This is a genomic window from Pedococcus sp. P2_D7 (assembly GCF_056404295.1).
In genome coordinates, this window is the sequence record NZ_JBFUEH010000002.1 from 364,228 (window position 1) to 380,912 (window position 16,685).

Here is a 16,685-nt window from a genome sequence, read left to right on the forward strand (position 1 = left end):
CCGATGCTTCTTTGGCCTGTGACCCGGTGACGTCTCAGCCATTGCCACCTCGTAGTGCCGCTATGGAGTCGGTTGGCGACACCGGCGGAAGGAATGGCATCAGGCTGTGGAGGTGGTTGGCTCCGGCCAGGTCCGCCGCCTCCATAAGAACCCTCAGCGGTGTTCCGACCGCAAGGTGGTAACAGAGCCAGGTATTGCGCAGACGATGATTGTTGAACTGGACCGGCGGCCAAGCCTTACCGGCACGGCGCATCGACTCGTCCACAGCGCTGGGGGGTGGTGGGGTGTCCCGCCAAGGCGCCATCAGGTAGTGCCCAGGCGCAGTAGCCGTGGCGAGGGCGGCGAGGCGTTCCTCCCAATCGCGGCGGGAGGCAATGGTGCGAACATCATGAGTGTGAGAGTTGGAGACCGTAACGAGCACGCCCTCAGGCGTGATCTTGATGTGTTCTCTGGCAACGCGGAACTTCTCGGCACGAGTCAATCCGACGCCGAGACCCAACACGACGCTTGCTTGAACCCGTTGGCGCCTGGAGAGCGGTCGAAGGCCGCGGCTCCAGCCCCATAGGTCAGCCTCCTCGGTCAGGCTCAATGGCTTCAGAGGTGCTTCGTATGTCTCTGTCGTGCGCGGCATCCGTTTGACAACGGCACCATTGAGATGGTCCCCGATGAGTTCGAGCCGAACCCGGTACATGCGTGCGGAATCGTTAGTTAGGTGGCCCGCTCCATGCACCCAGCGATACCGGGTCTCTTCATCGAAGACGTGATGTCGTGTGAGCGGTTGACCAGTGTTGTGGGCCCAGCGCGTGATGCCGCTAACGGCGGCTAACGAGGCCATCACCCACGACTCGGTGACCGGCGCGGGCGCGACGACGAGCGAGTCAAGGACGGCTCGCTGCGTGAATAGCAGGGCCGCGGGCTGAAGGGGTGGGTGGCCCTTGAACCGGGTCACGCGACCCGCCGCGTGTTGCAGCGCCTCGTTGGCGTCGGATGAATAGGGGATGCCCCTGGTGACCATCAAGAGCCACCACTCCGGGAATTTGACGTGATGGCGGCACCGTCGACCGTCGGAGCACTCGTTTCGATGGTGCCCCCACTCGACCGAGGGCCACTCGACCGTGGGACTTGGAGGCCCTGGCAACGGCCGCGCAACCGGGCCGACACTGCGGCCGACCGAGCCGACCGCCCTGGCCGCGCCTTGTCTCCCTGTCGACATGGGTGCCCCCGCATGACAATCGGTGCCTGGGGACCATCAGTTGGCCGAAAGGCGTGCCGGACGGCGGACCGGCGGTTCTCTTCCGGACGGCGAGGCATGCCCCAACCGTCACCCCTGCGCGCCGGGCCGAACATCACAATATCACAAACCTACGACTAAGTGCCATGTTAGAACGCGCATACAGTGGATTTACAGACCGTATACCCCGACATCGGTCACGTGAACCCCTAACGTGCGGGACGTGTCGAAGCGGTCAGTGGGCGCCCCCCCTCGCGCGTGGCTGCGGGACGCCGAAGATCGCGATGCGCGTTCAGAGGGGTGGCGCCGCTCTCCATTCGGCATCGAGGATCATCCCGCGTGGCGGGAAGCCGCGACGCCCGCCGAGGCTGCGGCCCTTGCTGCGGCCCAGGCGCAGCATCGCCTCGCGCAAGAGATCCGCTGGCTCATTGGTCGGCGCGGTGACACCACGGTCGAGACGGTTGCCAAGCGGATCGGAATGTCACCCGATGGGCTCCGCCGCATCCTCAGCGGGGCGGCGCATGTGAGCCTGACAGACCTGCACCGCATCTCAGCCGAGGTGGACCGCGACCTTGATATTCGCCTCGTGCCGACCCGGAAAACGACGCCAAGGCCATCACCCCTCGAAACCGACCGTGACCATCCAGCGCTCTGAATAGGGGCGTCGCCACCCAATCATCCGGCCCGCCACGCATGTGGCGGGTTCTCCATCGCCCGGCCCGCTCAGTTGCTTAAGGTGGCTAGGGCACTTGACGGTAGGTGTGCACCGGATGGCCCTATGGTGAGCGGTTCGGTGCGCGCCGCGCCACAGGAGTGGCGGCATGGCGCACCGGTGCACCTGTCGATGTCAATGGAGCAGGAACAAGGCGATGAGTGGAGTTGCGCAGATGCGTGAGGTCAGACCAACCATCAAGGTCCTCAAGTCCCTGCCTAGAGACACGTTTGACGACACCACGCCCCTTGATCTCATAGCCAACAGCGACTACGAGCGACTGAATCTTTACGGTGTGCAGCATTCGTTGCTGGAAGACGCCCGCAGGCGGTTTGCGACCGGACTACCGGACCGGCACGCCGCGGCGTCGAAGGCGTACGGAAAGCCCGTCTATGAGGTACGAGACCGAACCGGCGCTGGGTGGCGCGGCGCCATTGTCCTAGATGCAGTCGGAGACCCTTGGCTCGTGTGGGCCGAGCGCCATGACCAGTTCCATAAACGCGTGTCGAATATTGCCTTCGCCGACCTACTGCCAGGCTCAGCCGAGTACAAGTTGCGAGCACGTGAAGAGGCGGCGCACACCACGCGAGAGTGGGAACGCAGTGTACTCAAGGCGTTCGTCGAGGCCTTGAGGGATTCCATTCGGACTGGGTCGCCTGTTACCGCGACAGTCCCCGGATCGGCACCGGATCATAAGGCGACCTTGGTAGTCGAAACTGAACACGACGAACCGAGCGGCGACGTGAGCGAGGCGCACGAGGGTTCGAGCCTGCTGACTGTCACCCTCAGGATCACCGGCAATGGCTGGGGCGAGTTCGAACGCGCCCTTACGCGCGTTTGCCTACCGTTCCTGGAGCCCGACCCGTCGCGAGTCGAGCCTTGGTTCGGGCGTGACAACAGCCTCAACGTCTGCGTGGATATTACGCATGCGCAGGTCATCCAACTCCTCGCCGACCCACCGCCCTATGAGGCGGCTGAGCCCGTTGAGGTGTACCCGCCGGACAGGCTCCACTATGTGGGAGTCGACTACCTGCTAGACGGATACGTCAACGGCATGCCGCTGAGAGGTGTGTGCGGGGTCTGGTTCGTTGCATCGCGAAGCGACGAGTGCGGACTCCCCGTTTGCGAGCGATGCGAAGAGGAGAGGCCTGCGGCCCAACTAGTGCTGGACATGCTCCGCTCGAAGCGTTGACTCAGAGCGCGTTGAGCGCCTCAACATCATCGGCCGTAAGTTCGCCAGCGCCGTTACGAAGAGCGTTCTCCACGACGTCCGGGGCTCCGTAAGCCGCCGCAACCTCAGCCTTGGCGCGCTCGCGTCGGTCGATGAAGTCAAGAAGTTCACTCATTGGGATCTTGTGATGCGAACCGACCTTGTCGGTGGCTAGTTCACCGCCGTGCATCAACTTCAGCAAATGTGGGCGGCTCATGTGCAGCAACTCAGCCGCCTGATTCGGAGAGAGGTGCTGCTCAGTCTCGATAAACGCGACGTCCTTGCCCTTACTCACGCAGACAACCAGGTGTTGCAGCAGCACCGCAACTGCAGAACCCTGAGGAAGGTCGGCTGCGAGATTCGCCACCTGCTCCAATTCGCTAGCGTGAACGGCGGAGGCGTGCAGAGTGTCAGGCATGGTGGTCAATCCTTCTGTCAAGCGATATGGGTAGGCATCGCAAGTGGCATAACTGTAGCCGCTGTAATATCTGTAACGCAACCCCTTCATCGGTCCCGTGAGGGGACGCACTGGAACCCAGGGCGGCGAGTTCACTCCAACCTCTTGTAGGGCCGCAGCAGGCCAAGGTGGCTCGAGGTCGTGCGCCAGGACGCCTACGTAGCCAGGACCGGTGCGCGGACAGAGCGATTTTCCACGGAAGGTCGATGGCCTAGCCGACCTATGGGGGCCGCATATCCCTTCGCTCGGTCCACGGGGGCGATGGACAAGTCCTGGGGGTGGGAGGACTGGCTACGTTCGAACCCTCAAGTCGGCGGTGGTACGAAGGGTCGAGATCGCTCTCTCAATTGGCCGGGGTCTGCCGTGAACAGCCAATTGGGCAAATCGAGGACCCGCCGCTCCATAGCCCCGACCCTGACCTGTTCGAGGCGAAGGAAGCCCTGGCAGACTTTAAAGCGATTGCCTGCTCTGCCGCGACGCTTGGCCTGGCCGCATGCGGAGGCTCCGCCGCCCGCGGCGACCGTCAAGCAAACGGTCATTCGCGAGACTGTCACCGTCGCCCCTCCCTCGCCGTCTTCGTCATCAGCCGCCGAGGCGGCCCCAGCGGCCGCACCTTCGGCCACCACCGCCCCAGAGACGTTCAAGATGCCGAAGGGTGGGGATGCGCAGAGCCCTAAAGGCTGGCGCGAAGGTTGCCATGGAGACGGGCGTGCTGCTGTCCTCGGTGAAACTGTCTGAGTCCTGCCCCTAGCGGTTCATCGGCTCCGGCCTAGGGTTCGCGCGGCTTTGATGACGGCGTCGGGGTCGTCGCGGATGCGCAGGGCGGGGACGTCGGCGTCGAGAGTGTGCTGGTGGCTGATGAACCAGATCGCGGAAGAGACGTCATCCCATCCGTTGTTCCGCAGGGTCGCGAGGGTCTCGGCAAAGCCTGGCCAGGGTTCACGGGAGAGGCTGATGAATTGGAAGTCGGGGAACTGCAGCCGTCCTTGATACGGAACGGCGAGGTACCGGTCGAGGCGCAGGCAGTGAGCGGTACCGAGTTCCTGAAGTGAGATCAGGCCCCATTTGGAGGCGATCTCGTGGATTACGTCGCGGGCACGGAACCCCCGCTCCGCCGTCTCTGTGGCTGGGTCGAACACGGCCCATGGCTCGACCCGGACGCCGTCCGAAATGCACAACTTGCGGTCCGCCTGAGGCTGATCGGAGCGGAGCCGTTCCGCGGCTGCCTCGGCGTCTGTGCGTAGCGTGTAGATGCCGCGAAGGTTCGTGATCCTCCAGAGGGTCCACACGACGTCCATACGATCCTCCCAGGGCTGACGACGACTACGCACTCGTGCAGCGTTGGGTGGCGACCTGCGGCACCCAACGACCTTTGGCGGCCACCCCGGTGGGGCGCCCTTCGCGCTTAGCCAAGGGCTACTATACCTCGCCACGACGGACCATGACTCGCGGATTCCTAAGCACTGCAACGGAATACGCTCTGTCAACCCGTCCGCCTACACTTGCCCTCCGCGACGTAGACGAGTACAACTTGACCCGTGTCGACCGGGACTCGGCGAGGACGACCGGCGCGCTTGAGCCCATCGGTAGACGACCCACGCCCGTCGACGAACTCGACGGCCGATGTAGACCAGATCGGCCTACGTGTCGAGCAGAGCCTTCACGCGGCCCGGGTCGCGGCCCTGCTTGGACGGCAACCCCCGGCTAGGCCAGCCCCTGCCCAGCCGGGGTTCGATGACGGGTTGCAGGACCTCGTGGAACGCACCGCCGCGGTGTTCGCCCGGTCCATCGCCGACGACACCCGGACCGCGTACGCGCGCCGTTGGACCCTATTCGAACGGTGGTGCACCGATCATGCCCTGGACCCGCTTCCGGCCGCGGCGGAGACCGTGATGCTTTACCTGGCCGACACGGCCCGCGAGGGTGCCGCACTGAGCACTCTGCGGGGGTGGATGGCCGCCCTCAACCGGGTGCACATTGAGGCCGGGCTACCGCCACCCGGAGCGGACCCGGCGATGACGATGTTCCTTCGCGGCCTGAGCCGCACAACCAAACCCGTCCAGTCAATGAACGTGGACGCGCTTCGCATCGCCGGGCTGCGCGAGGTCTGCCGAACCCTGGACGCCGTCGGCGTGATCCCCGCGGAGGTACGGGACCGCGCCATCCTCGTGCTGCACCGGATGCACCTCAGCGACGGGGCCGTCGCCAGACTGCGCTGGACAGACCTGCGGATCACAGGTGAGCGCGTCACGGTGCACGTCCGCTCACCCCGGCAAGGCGTCCCCGGCCGCACTGTGTTGTTGCGACGCCGCAAGGACGCGAGTCAATGCCCCGTGGAGGCGCTGACCCGATGGCGAGACCTGGCAGGTGAGGACTCAGACTCAGTGTTTACGTCTGTGGATCGTCTGGGCCATGGCGGGCAGGAGCCGCTCAGCGCCAAAGCGGTGTTCTCCGTGCGCAAGTCGCGCCTGCGCTCGATGGGCGCCGCTTCGGGCCTCGACGGGGTCATCGGGGACCTCGGGGCCGAGTCGTCCGAGGCGCTGCGCGACCGGGCTTTGCTGCTGGTCGGGTTTGCCGGAGCCTTCCGCCGCGTCGACCTGACCCGGTTGTATTGGAGAGATGTCACCGAGGCCCTCGGCGGCTTGGTCGTGCACCTGGTCACCTCCAAGACCGATGTTGACGGTCGCGGCCGGGACGTGGGCATCCCCACCGGTCAGAGTGACCTGACCTGCCCGGTCCAGGCGCTTCGGGCCTGGCGCCAACGGTGCCAAAACCAGCATGGTGCCGGGCCCATCGACGACCTGCCCGTGTTCGTGCCGGTGGGCCGCTCCGGCCGCCTGGGCTCCACACCCATGAGCCCCGAAGCCCTGACCCGTCTGGTGCGCCGACGCGTCGAACAGGCCGGTCTGGACGGCCGTTGGGGCGGTCGTAGCCTGCGCGCCGGGTTCATCAGCACCGCAGCCGACCTCGATATCCCGCTCGAACTGATCGCCCGGCAAAGCCGCCACGCCACCCTGGACACCCTGATGCTCTACATACGCAGCGACGACCCGTTTCGGCGCAACTCCGCCTCCCGGGTCGGCCTGTGACCACCCCCCGGGCCGTGCGCTCCGACCTCGTTTGGGGGACCCTAAGCCCGGCCCGAGCCGCAGCCGCTCAATATGCCGTCAGCGAGTTGACCCTGTTCCGGCAGCAGTTTGACCTGCCGCTGACACCGCACACCGTCATGCTCCACCTGACCGCGCTGCTGGATTCCGGCCAGATGACCGGACGCGGCCTACGCAGCCGCTTGCACGTTCTCGACCTCGCCGCCAGGATCGAAGGCCTCCCGCCGTGGAGCGCGCACCCAGATATCCGCCGAGTCCTGCATGGACTGCACCGGGAAAGACCCATCACCGGGAGCCCTCGCGCGAACCCGCTCTACTGGGAACTGGTCCAGGCGGTGGTGGACGCGACTATGACCCCCACCCACGAACAGGTCCGCGACACGGCAATCCTGCTCACCGCCCATGAGACACGGCTACCCGTGCAGGCGTTAGCCGCCCTACGCTGGGCCGACCTGAAGTTCACGCCCCACGGCGTCGACATCACCGTCCCCGACTTTCCCCGACGAGGACCGCGACCCATCGCTCGCGTCGTCATCGCCCTTCGCGGCGACCCGACCTGCGCGGCCGCGGCGCTGCGGCGTCTACGCCGACAGACGGGGTCCATTCAGGGGCCGGTATTCGGGTCTCGATGGGGAGCCTGTGATCGCGGCACCGTTAGCGCCGTCACCAGGCTCTTGCGTCCCGGCACAGATCCGCCACGAGCCCCAGGGCCGCCCGACCCCGCGATCCATCGTCTCCTCAACCAGGTCAGTGCACCCTCACCTGCACAACTGCGCGACCGCGCTCTCATCCTGATCGGGTACGGGGCCGCCCTCCGCGGGCGCGAAACGATTGCCTTACGTCAGTCACAGATCACCAGCGGCGAACGCGGCCTGGTGCTGTACCCGGCCGGACGTTCCAGCCCGGTCGCGATCCCAGCCCTGGGCAACGAATACTGTGCGCGGTCGGCGTGGGGCACCTGGTCATCGGAATTGGACCGGGTGGGTCTTCACATCCCGGATGCCGCCGCGTTCATGCAGATCTCCGGCACGATCATCTGGCAGGCCTCGATGATGCCCATGGGTCTGAACTACCTGATCCACCAACGCTGCGGCCAGGCCCATCTCACCGGCACCTATACATTCACCAGCCTGCGCACCGGGTACATTCGTACCGCTCTGCGCGGCGGTGAGGCGGCGCACCGGCTCGCCGCCCACGCAGACCTCTCCTCGCTGTCCAGCGTGGCCCGGCACGAACACCGCGAGAACCTGCTGCGGCGCAACATCGCCGGACAATTGGGCCTCTGAGGCGTACCTATATCTGTCCGGTGGTAACGCAGGACGGACGTGGCAGACGTAGCAACGACGAACGGGCTGGCGTCACGAGGCGCACGGGTAGACGCGGCAGCGCGTTTCGTCAATACCGGCGAACTCCACACGCTTCTTTCCCGGCTGCGAGACGCTGATGCATGCCTTGCCGAACTCACGGTGGGGAGGGAGAGGTGGCTTGTGCGTGACGAAGTCCTAAAGGCCATGGCGCTGGAGCGCGCCGAGGCCGCCCTGGGCGTGGGAGACGTGGAGGGTGCCTGGGACTGGCTTCAGACCGTGCCTGACCGTGATCGGCCCGCCCCCTGGGTCGCGGAGTGCCTGGATGCCCGATGCCGCCGTGCCACCGGCGCCGGAGAGTGGGGGGTTGCTTTGGAAGCGGCGAGGCAAGCATTGCGGGTGCACCCTTCGCCGTGGCGACAGGAGCGCCTCGCCCTATTACGCGGAAGGCGCCCGTACGAACTGGACGAAGAGTGGCAGGTGCTACGGAGCCGGATGGTGCCAGCGAGGCGACTTGCCACAACTGCCTACGCCCCCGATCTCGACGCCGTAGCCGCCTGCGGTGCGTATTTCTCCAGGGGAGGGCTCTCGGACTCGCCTTGGACAAAGTATCTTCGACTCGGCAAGTCGGCATTGGCGAGCGATGAGGAACGCGAAGCGGTCTTCACCATTGCGGCGCGACATTTCGCGCGGTTCGTTGCCGAGTGCACAGACTTCCTCTCGACGGCAGAGATCGTCGTGCCCATTCCAGCCAATCCGGTGCGGTTCTCCGCGCGGATGGCCAGTCTTCCGGATGCTCTAGCAAGGGCGACAACAGATTCCCTTGCGATGCCTGCCTACCCGTTTGCCCTTGCATGGAACACCGAAGCGGTTGACGTGGAGATGAAGAAGACCGCCCGCGGCGAGCGGTTTGCGGCTGCCGAGCGTGCGTATCGGCCTGGCAACCAGATCGCCAAGGTGCGGGGCAGAGTGGTGCTACTGGTGGACGACATCACCACCTCGGGAGCGACCCTTCGGGCGGCCGCCCGCGTCCTCCGCGCACAGGGTGCGACCGCCGTGATTGGGTGTTGCCTGGCGCACACGGAGGGATGAGGCGGGCGGGTTCCTAAGCAGTCGCTGGTGTCCACAACTTCTCAGGATTTACAACGACCTGCTTTACAGCCATCTGTCCCGCCGTAACTGCAACGATCTCGATATCGGGATCGACTGAACTGATCGCTCTGCCACAGTCGCGCAGGGTGCTCCCCTCGGTGCAGACATCGTCAAGCAACAGCACGCGCTTGACGCCCCGAAAAGCGATGGGGTCAACGATCAAGCGCTTGGCGTACTCCGCCTCGAAGTCGGCGGCCGAATAGCCACGTTGTGTTCGCAGCGATCGCTTGGAGACCGCTGATGAAAGGGTTAGTGCTTGCGCGACCGGCACGCTTGTCAGCCGGTTCAGTTCCTTGGCGAGCGCAAGAGTCCTGTTCAACTCCCCGCGCTTGGCCTTGTCCGGCGAAAGGGGAACGGGAACAATCACGTCTGCATCGGCCGCGTCGGCACGTGTCAGGGCGGTGTGCATGCCCAAGGCCAGCGGGAATGCCAGGTTGGCCTCGCCCATCTTGAAACGCATGAACATTTCAGATGACCGTCGAACGGTGCGCCTGATCGTACGGCCCCGGAAGAAGAGGAACGAGCGGTTGGGCACCACCCAATAGGCGGGGACATAGATGTCGACGTGCCCATCAAGCCGATGAGGGATGTTCAAGGCTGAGGGAGCCACCAACGGCAGGGCTTTCCAGGATCGACACGTCACGCATACGCGGTTTTCGCATGAGTCCGCCGTCGTGGCAAGCGTGCAGACCGCGCCCGTATCTATTTCCTCGGGCAGCACGAACACCTGTTGGTAGCGCGTCGCGACAACGGTCGCAATGCGGGCCGACATGTCGGTGTCGGTTAGAGGCGCTGCAGCCGACGATTCGATCACGGACAGGATCACTTCGCGCTCCGCGTAGCGGACCTGCTTGGCGATCCCGCGCACGTAGACACCGTTCCGGTACTTCTGTGGCCCATGGAAGTACACCCAGATCTCGTCACCGCGTTCAACGGTGTCGATGTACCTCTTCCAACCCAACCGCAAGGTGGTGCGACTCATCCGACTTGGCAGGCGTGCGGGCGTAAAGCCGTCGTAGCCGGAGTGAATCTTGTAGACGTACCTCATGGGTGCACGTCGCCGCCCAACAATCGGAGGGCGTGCGGGAAGTCAAGGGTCATATTGGTTCCAGTGGGTGCCGCGACGCCGTATCCCCACGAGGCCCACGCGAACGGCATTTGGGCCTCCTGGGCGGCGAGAGCGTCTGCGGGGTCGTCGCCCACATACCAGGTCGCCTCAGGTCTAACACGAAATTGTCGACAGGCTTCCAGGAGCGGGTCCGGCCGGGGCTTATGCCGTGCTGTTGCCCCATAGTCGATCACGACCGACATTAAGCCTTCCAGGCCGACGGCCGAGAGCATCGGTCGAGCCATCCACCCAGGTAAGTTCGTGGCAACCCCAAGTCGTATCCCGGTGCTAGCCAGGTCCGTAAGCGCGGCGGCTATGCCGTCATAGGGGGTCAAGGGCGGCACGCCGTTTGCGCAGGCGATGGCGAAACGCGCAGGCGTGAATCCAGCGCCCCTCAGCCTCCGCGCAGCAGGGACACCCTCCGATACCCGGGGCGCGTGGGAACCAAGCAGGGATTCAACCCACGGCTTGCTGTCCCAAAGGGTTCCGTCTAGATCGAGGACGATAGCCCGCGCAACCATATGTTCCACTCATGCGTATCGGCTTCGGTCGACGAGAACCGGGTACCGCGTTCATCGCCAATAACCGCGGCGTTCCCGCTGGATGCCTCCGTACCGTCCGGATCGAAGGACGCCACCGGCTTCCGTTGCTCCTTCGCAAAACGGTAGGCGTTCATCGCACCGCCCGTGATTGAGGATTGGCCGATGAGTACCCCAAGTGCCAGGCCAACGATCGTCTTGTTCCGCTTGCGCAGCGTGAGTGATGCCGCAGCCGTGCCGAAGGAGAATTCGCTAAGCATCACCGCGTTGGGGTAGTCCTTGAACTCGCGCCAAAGGTCGCGATTCTCTGGCGGGAAGGGCCGGTCAAGTCCGCATGGCATTACGCAGATCGTTGCTCCCCCGGCATCCCTCGCTGCGCGGTGAGCGACGGAGTCTGCCCCCATCGCGAAGCCCGACACGACGACGAAGCCATTGTGTGCAGCGTTGCGCGCGAACTCCCACTGCATGGCTCCGTAGCGCTCGTTGATATCGCGGGATCCCACGCAGGCGACGGCATCCAACCGATCAAGGACGGAGAGATCGCCGCGCACATATACAACTGGAACGGGGTTGTTCGATCGCCATAGGTTGCGTGGGTAGTGGTCGTCACCCTGCAGCAGCACATGCGCGCCCTCTGCGTGGGCGCGTTCAAGTTGGCGTTCCGCCCTGGTCCGAAACTCATCGAGGCCGGTCCGGGCTAAATCCGTCAAGCCACTCCGAAACTGTTCCCCCCGCTTTCCCCCGATCGGCAAGCGTGACGGATCTTCGAGTACGTCTTTGGCACGCAGAGACGCGTTCGCCAGTTCCCGAAACTTCTGTGGTCCGAACCCGTTGATTGATTCCAGGGCGTAGGTAGTCGTCAGTGCTTCAAGGTTGGGTGCAACGAGGCCGACGGTCACGCCGCCATCATTACAGCACCGCTACGTACGCCGCACGGCTCTGGGCTGAAACCCTCATGTTCTCGTGGCAACACGGACGCCCGAGGGGGTCGATGGGGCCTTTAGTCGGGGAGTGCCCCTTCGGGCGGTGACGTCCTCACCGCAATCGCTAGCGGCCACCGCTCCAGGCCCCGCCGGGGCTGCCCTTCCGTCCCTATGCGCGCGTCAAACGTGCGAAGCCTTCATGTGCTGGCCCAAGTCCGACACGTAGCACCAGCAGACCTGACACACCTTCGTCCCTGTGGGCACCACGGCATGGGTGTCGTCTGAGGCAGTCGCCGCCGCACCTTCGTTGTCCTCGAGGACGGACTCAATGAGGCTGTCCCTATACCTCAGATGCCGAGGGTGCTCGGCAACGTCCTCCGCGGGGGCAGGCATACCTAGCGAACGCAACAGCCGCGCTGAGCGGTTGAAATTGGCGGGAGAGTAGTCAGCGCTCTTTGGGTTAGAGGACAACACGAGACGCAGCCCAGGCTTCTCACCGTTGCTGTCGACCAGCCTGGGGTCTGTGAGAACTAGGTGTATTCGGTCCGGCTGTGTGTCAGACCACCAGAGGTTGATCTGATGCCCCCCACCGGTACCCGCGTTCGCTAGGTCGAGGTACGTGTTCTGGGTCGACATTTCGCACTCCGATCTCGTCACTACGGGGGTATCGGGTTAGCCCGAGCACATGAGACTAGCGAAATGGTTGCGCACCGACGCCCCTCGAATGGGTGGGCGAATCGGATCGAGAACTGGCGACGGGGCGCGCACATCGAGGTGGTGACTGGCGCACCCGCGAGATTGTCCCGTTCTGGCCACTCATCGACCGATCTGGACTACAGTCCCGTGCGGCCAGGGGTGCAATCGGCCGAGGGCCGGGCAGGAGTGACTGCATGTGACACCGGGAGGGGGATCGGGCCGCGATATGGGTCAGCCTCGAAGCGTAGGAGCAGCATATATAGTGACTACATGGGTGAAACTTGCGAGACACCTTCGGTTGTGACATCATCGATTCAGCCAAGATATGCAACATACGCGGCAGGTGGTGGCACATGCGGGATCGTCGGGAGCGTTTCGTAGCGCTGGCTGAGGCGCGTACGGGCAAGGCATTGAGCGCGATTCGCCTGCTTGGCAATCTGTCCAATAGGTCGAACTACGAGTACACAGACGGCGACGTAGAGCAGATCATGAGGGCCGTCAAGGCCGAGGTAAGAGCCCTTGAGGCAAAGTTCTCGGACGCGAAGGCTGGCGGCACAACCTCGTTCAAGTTGAAGACGTGAGGGCCAGCCCGGTGGAGTTAAACGTCGGTCTGCGCACAGTGAGGGAGCAACGAAAGTGGTAAGACGATGACGGCCACGTGGACGCCCGAGACGATCCGGCCCGGCGAGTCCGGCTACGACGCGTCGATCCTGTACAAGACCTATCGGGGCCACAACAAGTTGTCCCCTGAGGCGTTGTTGGCGCGGGAGACTGTTCAGAACTCGGGAGACGCGGCCGATGAGCACGCCCGACGACACGCCAAAGAGCCCTTGAAGGGCAAGATTGTCTTTCGGTTTGAGGACCTAACGGGCGCGGCGAAGGCCGATATGGTGAGGGTGCTTGACCTCGCGGGCCTCAAGGGCCGCCGGGAAGAGTATCTGGCCAACTCCAAGAAGGACCCCTTGGAGGTTGGGTCCGCACTGGAGTATCTGGACGACCCCCACGAACCGCTGCGGCTTATCTATGTCGAGGACTTCGCGGCCCATGGCCTATACGGGCGAATCGACAAAAACATGGATTCAATCCTCTACCAAGCCATGTATACGACCGGTGGTTCCAACAAGCCTGGCCACGCCGGTGGGTCATTCGGATTTGGCAAGGGTGCGATGGCCGCAGCCTCCCGCCTGCATACCGTCATTGCTCATTCGGTGTTTGAGAAATGTTCCGATGATGCCGTTCAGGAACGCCTTGTTGGCGGCACATGGTGGGAGGGCACTGCGTTCGGTGGGCATACGTTCAACGGACGCTCGGCATTGGGCCTAACCGTCGCGGACGGACCCGGGGGCGAGTCTCGAGTGATCCCCTTTGAGGGTGAACTCGCCCACGACCTCGCTGAGGAGTTCGGGTTCACGCAGCGCGACTCGGGCGACCTGCGCCAGATGGGGACGTCCTTTCTGATCGTCGATGCATTCTTCGATCCGCAGCGCCTGCTCGACGAGTTGTCGATTTGGTGGTGGCCCGCCTTGGAGGCGCATAAGTTCGACCTTGAGGTCGTGTTTCCGGACGGGTCACGGCACACACCTAAGCCTGCGACGGTGCCCTTCCTGAGGCAGTTTCTGCACCCGTATCGCCTCGCAACCGGTCAGGAGCAGGTCCAGGAGCCCGCCCGGGAGTGGGTGCCCTCGGAAAAGTGGCGCACGGGTGGCCAAGACCTCGGTGGCTTCGGCCTCGTGCTCAACGACAGCCCGATCGGGCAAGAAGATGATGACGACCCTGGTGGTCCAATCATCGCGCTCATGCGTCATCCCCTCATGGTTGTGAACTACGCGGAGTACCCGCGCATGAAGTACCCGCTTCGGGGCGTGTTCATCGCATCCGACGACAGTGACACCCTCCTTCGAAAAACTGAAGGTTCGGCCCACGAGGCATGGACGACGGCGGCGTCGCCAGGACAGATCGACGAAGCCGCCACCGATCGGGCGAGCCTAATCCTGACGAAGGTCAAGGACGCGACGTCGCAGACCGTTCGGAGCCTGAATCCGCCTGCGCCGAAGGGCGATAAGGCGTTGACTCACTTTGCAAAACTGATGGCGGGTTTCACCGGCAAGAAGCGCGGACCCAAGAAGAAGCCACCGACGGGCGGGGAGCCCATCGAAATCAGCGGTCTGTCGAACGCTCACGTTGAACCCGTCGACGATTCCAACGTGCGCGTTGAGGGCCGGTTCACCGTAGGCGTCATGGACAAGGCTCCTAAACCCGTCGCGAAGGCGACCGTGTCTTGCCAGTTGCATGTGACCGAGGACGAGAACCCAAACGGCACCTCGTGGGACGTCATGATCCGACCGGTCGGAAAGAACCATATGTTCACTTCGAACGACGACGGCAGCGAGTGGAAAGGCATGCTCGTTCGAGACATGGACGTCACGTTCAAGGTCGAGTCGAAGGAGTACCCCAACCTTTGGACCACGACTCTGCGCCCGCAGGTCGACGTTGAGGAGTGGAGCGACCTGTGAGTAGCAAGCACGTTCGAGCCGAGTACACAACGATTCGTCCGTTCCGGAACATCGGTGCCGCAGACGAAGCGCTTGCCGACGTCTGTCTCCGGGTTGACGACACAGAAGAGCACGCTGGACCTGTCGTCCTGCCCCCTGAGACGCTCGCAGGTGCGAAGTTGACGCTGGAACTACCGGAACTTGAGTTCGTGCGGAAGCAGGTCGCCCTCACAGGTTTGCATGTCCCTGACTGCGGGCTAGTGATTCTCGTAACCGGACGCTCCCACCGCGGCGCTTCCAATGTCGTGTTCTGCGAGCACCTACACAAGGCCGACTACTCGACTGCGTTCGTGCTCCATCGCGCTCCGGACGACCTCGCACTTTCAGACCGTCAAGGGTTCACCATCACTGTCGCTCTAGTGCTGCTCGTGGACTATGCGAACAGCGAACCGCTGCGCCCGAACATGGCAGGGACGTGGCTGGCGCGCCGTGACTTCCGAGTTTCGACCGAACGAGACCTGACGAGTTTTAGCCCGGAGCCGCTGACGGAGCAGGTCCGCCTGAGCAACAAACTGCCGGAAGGCGTGATGCGATTCATCGACTATCGGTCCGTCGTCAGCGCTGAAGACATCAGCGACGTCGTAACCGTCTACGTTGACCCGACCGTGCTTGGCCGCTTGTTTGCAAGCGAGACGAAAGCCCCGGCTATCAAGGAGCAGATCGAACTCGCGGTCCAGGCGTACTCGGTGATCGCGACTTCGATGGTTGACGACGTTAGATCCGAGATCGGCGGGGAGCCGACTGAGACGGACCTCGCAAAGTTCCCGGTCGCGGAGCAACTCTTTGAATTCCTGGCGGACACCCTGAGTGACGCCACCAACGACGACGTGTCGGTGGCGAAGGTCCTGAAGTTGGTGCAGGCACGCGGGATGTTGGCATCCCACCTAGAAGCGGCCTTCAAGATGCGTGATACGACCCTGACTGTCCTCTAGGAGGCACCGATGCCCTACCCAGTTATGACTGCTAAACAGACCACCGACTACGTGCACGGCCGCCGTACTGGAGCCGTCAGCGGTGCGCCTGAAGGGGAGCCGCGTGGTGACAAGGACGATCCGTACTACGAGGTCGTCGGCGACATTCTTGAAGACCTGTTGAGCGATTGGCAGGGCAGCAGTCCGGAGAAATTGAAGTCAGGACAGGATAAGGACGGGCTGGAGGGTCGCCTAGCGGTGGACCTGCACAAGAAACTTGCTCCTCTCCCGGCCTACATTCTCACCGACCGGGACTTCTGGCGATACTGCGCTGCGTACATGTATGACTTCGTTGAGTGGCGCAACGGTGACGGATGTGACCTCGCGAACTACGGTGCCAAGGGCGCTTCCATCGGGCGTGACTGCACCCCGCACCGCATGTTTGACCGTGCGCTCATCGCCCTGCTTGGGGGGCTAGCGAACGGTAGGACTGGCGACGCCGCCTACGAGTTGGCGACTTTCGGTCACACCGACCTGTGGAGGTCACACATCCTCCGCGTCGCCCATGGAGACGCCCCGGCAGTCGCCCATGCCCTGACTCAGGACGTGAAGGACGCCAAGATAGCCACTAAGGAGGTTCGTCCACTTGCGAGGCACCTGCAGCGGGTCCGGGCGAACGTTCTCTTCCAGGTGCTTGACACCTACCAGTCTCGCAGCCTCGTGGATCGCGAAACTGCGCGCGTCACCGCGGCTCCGCTCGACCTTGACGGCAGTAGCGCATAG

At 63.9% G+C, this 16,685-nt stretch carries 15 protein-coding genes; 9 read left to right on the forward strand and 6 right to left on the reverse strand.

From position 1 onward, the window contains the following. Nucleotides 1-34: 34 nt before the first annotated feature. Complete coding sequence (locus tag AC1DWJ_RS05260; RefSeq protein WP_477620174.1) at nucleotides 35-1,015, reverse strand: hypothetical protein; 981 nt, start codon at nucleotides 1,013-1,015, stop codon at nucleotides 35-37. A gap of 439 nt (nucleotides 1,016-1,454) precedes the next feature. Between AC1DWJ_RS05260 and AC1DWJ_RS05265 the strand changes: the two genes are divergently transcribed. Together AC1DWJ_RS05265 and AC1DWJ_RS05270 are read left to right on the forward strand one after the other, a co-directional pair. Next, nucleotides 1,455-1,886, forward strand: a complete 432-nt coding sequence (locus AC1DWJ_RS05265) for a helix-turn-helix domain-containing protein (protein ID WP_477620175.1) — start codon at nucleotides 1,455-1,457, stop codon at nucleotides 1,884-1,886. 214 nt (nucleotides 1,887-2,100) lie between these two features. After that, nucleotides 2,101-3,135, forward strand: coding sequence for a DUF3039 domain-containing protein (locus tag AC1DWJ_RS05270; RefSeq protein ID WP_477620176.1), 1,035 nt, complete (start codon nucleotides 2,101-2,103; stop codon nucleotides 3,133-3,135). A 1-nt stretch (nucleotide 3,136) separates the two neighbouring features. Here the strand turns inward: AC1DWJ_RS05270 and AC1DWJ_RS05275 are convergent, their stop codons facing one another. Beyond that, on the reverse strand, nucleotides 3,137-3,571 hold the full coding sequence (locus AC1DWJ_RS05275; RefSeq protein WP_477620177.1) for a helix-turn-helix domain-containing protein: 435 nt from the start codon (nucleotides 3,569-3,571) through the stop codon (nucleotides 3,137-3,139). A gap of 794 nt (nucleotides 3,572-4,365) precedes the next feature. Further along, nucleotides 4,366-4,908, reverse strand: a complete 543-nt coding sequence (locus AC1DWJ_RS05280) for a hypothetical protein (RefSeq protein ID WP_477620178.1) — start codon at nucleotides 4,906-4,908, stop codon at nucleotides 4,366-4,368. Nucleotides 4,909-5,364: 456 nt separating this feature from the next. On the opposite strand from AC1DWJ_RS05280, the gene AC1DWJ_RS05285 reads away from it, so the two are divergent. From AC1DWJ_RS05285 to AC1DWJ_RS05295, 3 genes are read left to right on the forward strand one after another with little or no spacing between them, the layout of a single operon-like run. After that, nucleotides 5,365-6,699 carry a tyrosine-type recombinase/integrase gene (locus AC1DWJ_RS05285; RefSeq protein ID WP_477620179.1) on the forward strand — a complete coding sequence of 445 codons (1,335 nt, stop codon included), beginning with the start codon at nucleotides 5,365-5,367 and terminating at the stop codon, nucleotides 6,697-6,699. A gap of 14 nt (nucleotides 6,700-6,713) precedes the next feature. Then, the gene (locus tag AC1DWJ_RS05290; protein ID WP_477620180.1) at nucleotides 6,714-8,003 is read left to right on the forward strand and encodes a site-specific integrase; all 1,290 of its coding nucleotides are present in this window, start codon (nucleotides 6,714-6,716) and stop codon (nucleotides 8,001-8,003) included. A 39-nt stretch (nucleotides 8,004-8,042) separates the two neighbouring features. Then, nucleotides 8,043-9,113, forward strand: a complete 1,071-nt coding sequence (locus AC1DWJ_RS05295) for a ComF family protein (protein ID WP_477620181.1) — start codon at nucleotides 8,043-8,045, stop codon at nucleotides 9,111-9,113. 13 nt (nucleotides 9,114-9,126) lie between these two features. Here AC1DWJ_RS05295 and AC1DWJ_RS05300 read toward each other — a convergent pair whose 3' ends face one another. From AC1DWJ_RS05300 to AC1DWJ_RS05310, 3 genes are read right to left on the reverse strand one after another with little or no spacing between them, the layout of a single operon-like run. Then, complete coding sequence (locus AC1DWJ_RS05300; protein ID WP_477620182.1) at nucleotides 9,127-10,221, reverse strand: ComF family protein; 1,095 nt, start codon at nucleotides 10,219-10,221, stop codon at nucleotides 9,127-9,129. After that, nucleotides 10,218-10,802 carry an HAD family hydrolase gene (locus AC1DWJ_RS05305; protein ID WP_477620183.1) on the reverse strand — a complete coding sequence of 195 codons (585 nt, stop codon included), beginning with the start codon at nucleotides 10,800-10,802 and terminating at the stop codon, nucleotides 10,218-10,220. Before AC1DWJ_RS05305 ends, AC1DWJ_RS05300 begins: the two co-directional genes overlap by 4 nt. Beyond that, complete coding sequence (locus tag AC1DWJ_RS05310; protein ID WP_477620184.1) at nucleotides 10,772-11,719, reverse strand: DNA-processing protein DprA; 948 nt, start codon at nucleotides 11,717-11,719, stop codon at nucleotides 10,772-10,774. The genes AC1DWJ_RS05305 and AC1DWJ_RS05310 overlap by 31 nt, the downstream gene beginning before the upstream one ends. 1,001 nt (nucleotides 11,720-12,720) lie before the next feature. On the opposite strand from AC1DWJ_RS05310, the gene AC1DWJ_RS05315 reads away from it, so the two are divergent. The 4 genes from AC1DWJ_RS05315 to AC1DWJ_RS05330 all read left to right on the forward strand — a co-directional run bounded on the left by AC1DWJ_RS05315 (nucleotide 12,721) and on the right by AC1DWJ_RS05330 (nucleotide 16,685). Beyond that, a complete protein-coding gene (locus AC1DWJ_RS05315; RefSeq protein WP_477620185.1) occupies nucleotides 12,721-13,020 on the forward strand; it encodes a hypothetical protein in 300 nt (99 codons plus the stop codon). 66 nt (nucleotides 13,021-13,086) lie between these two features. Continuing rightward, nucleotides 13,087-14,952 (forward strand): hypothetical protein, encoded by a 1,866-nt coding sequence (locus AC1DWJ_RS05320; RefSeq protein ID WP_477620186.1) that lies wholly within the window; start codon nucleotides 13,087-13,089, stop codon nucleotides 14,950-14,952. Continuing rightward, nucleotides 14,949-15,923 carry a hypothetical protein gene (locus AC1DWJ_RS05325; protein WP_477620187.1) on the forward strand — a complete coding sequence of 325 codons (975 nt, stop codon included), beginning with the start codon at nucleotides 14,949-14,951 and terminating at the stop codon, nucleotides 15,921-15,923. The genes AC1DWJ_RS05320 and AC1DWJ_RS05325 overlap by 4 nt, the downstream gene beginning before the upstream one ends. Nucleotides 15,924-15,932: 9 nt before the next feature. Further along, nucleotides 15,933-16,685: a DUF6339 family protein gene (locus AC1DWJ_RS05330; protein WP_477620188.1), complete on the forward strand. Its 753-nt coding sequence runs from the start codon at nucleotides 15,933-15,935 to the stop codon at nucleotides 16,683-16,685.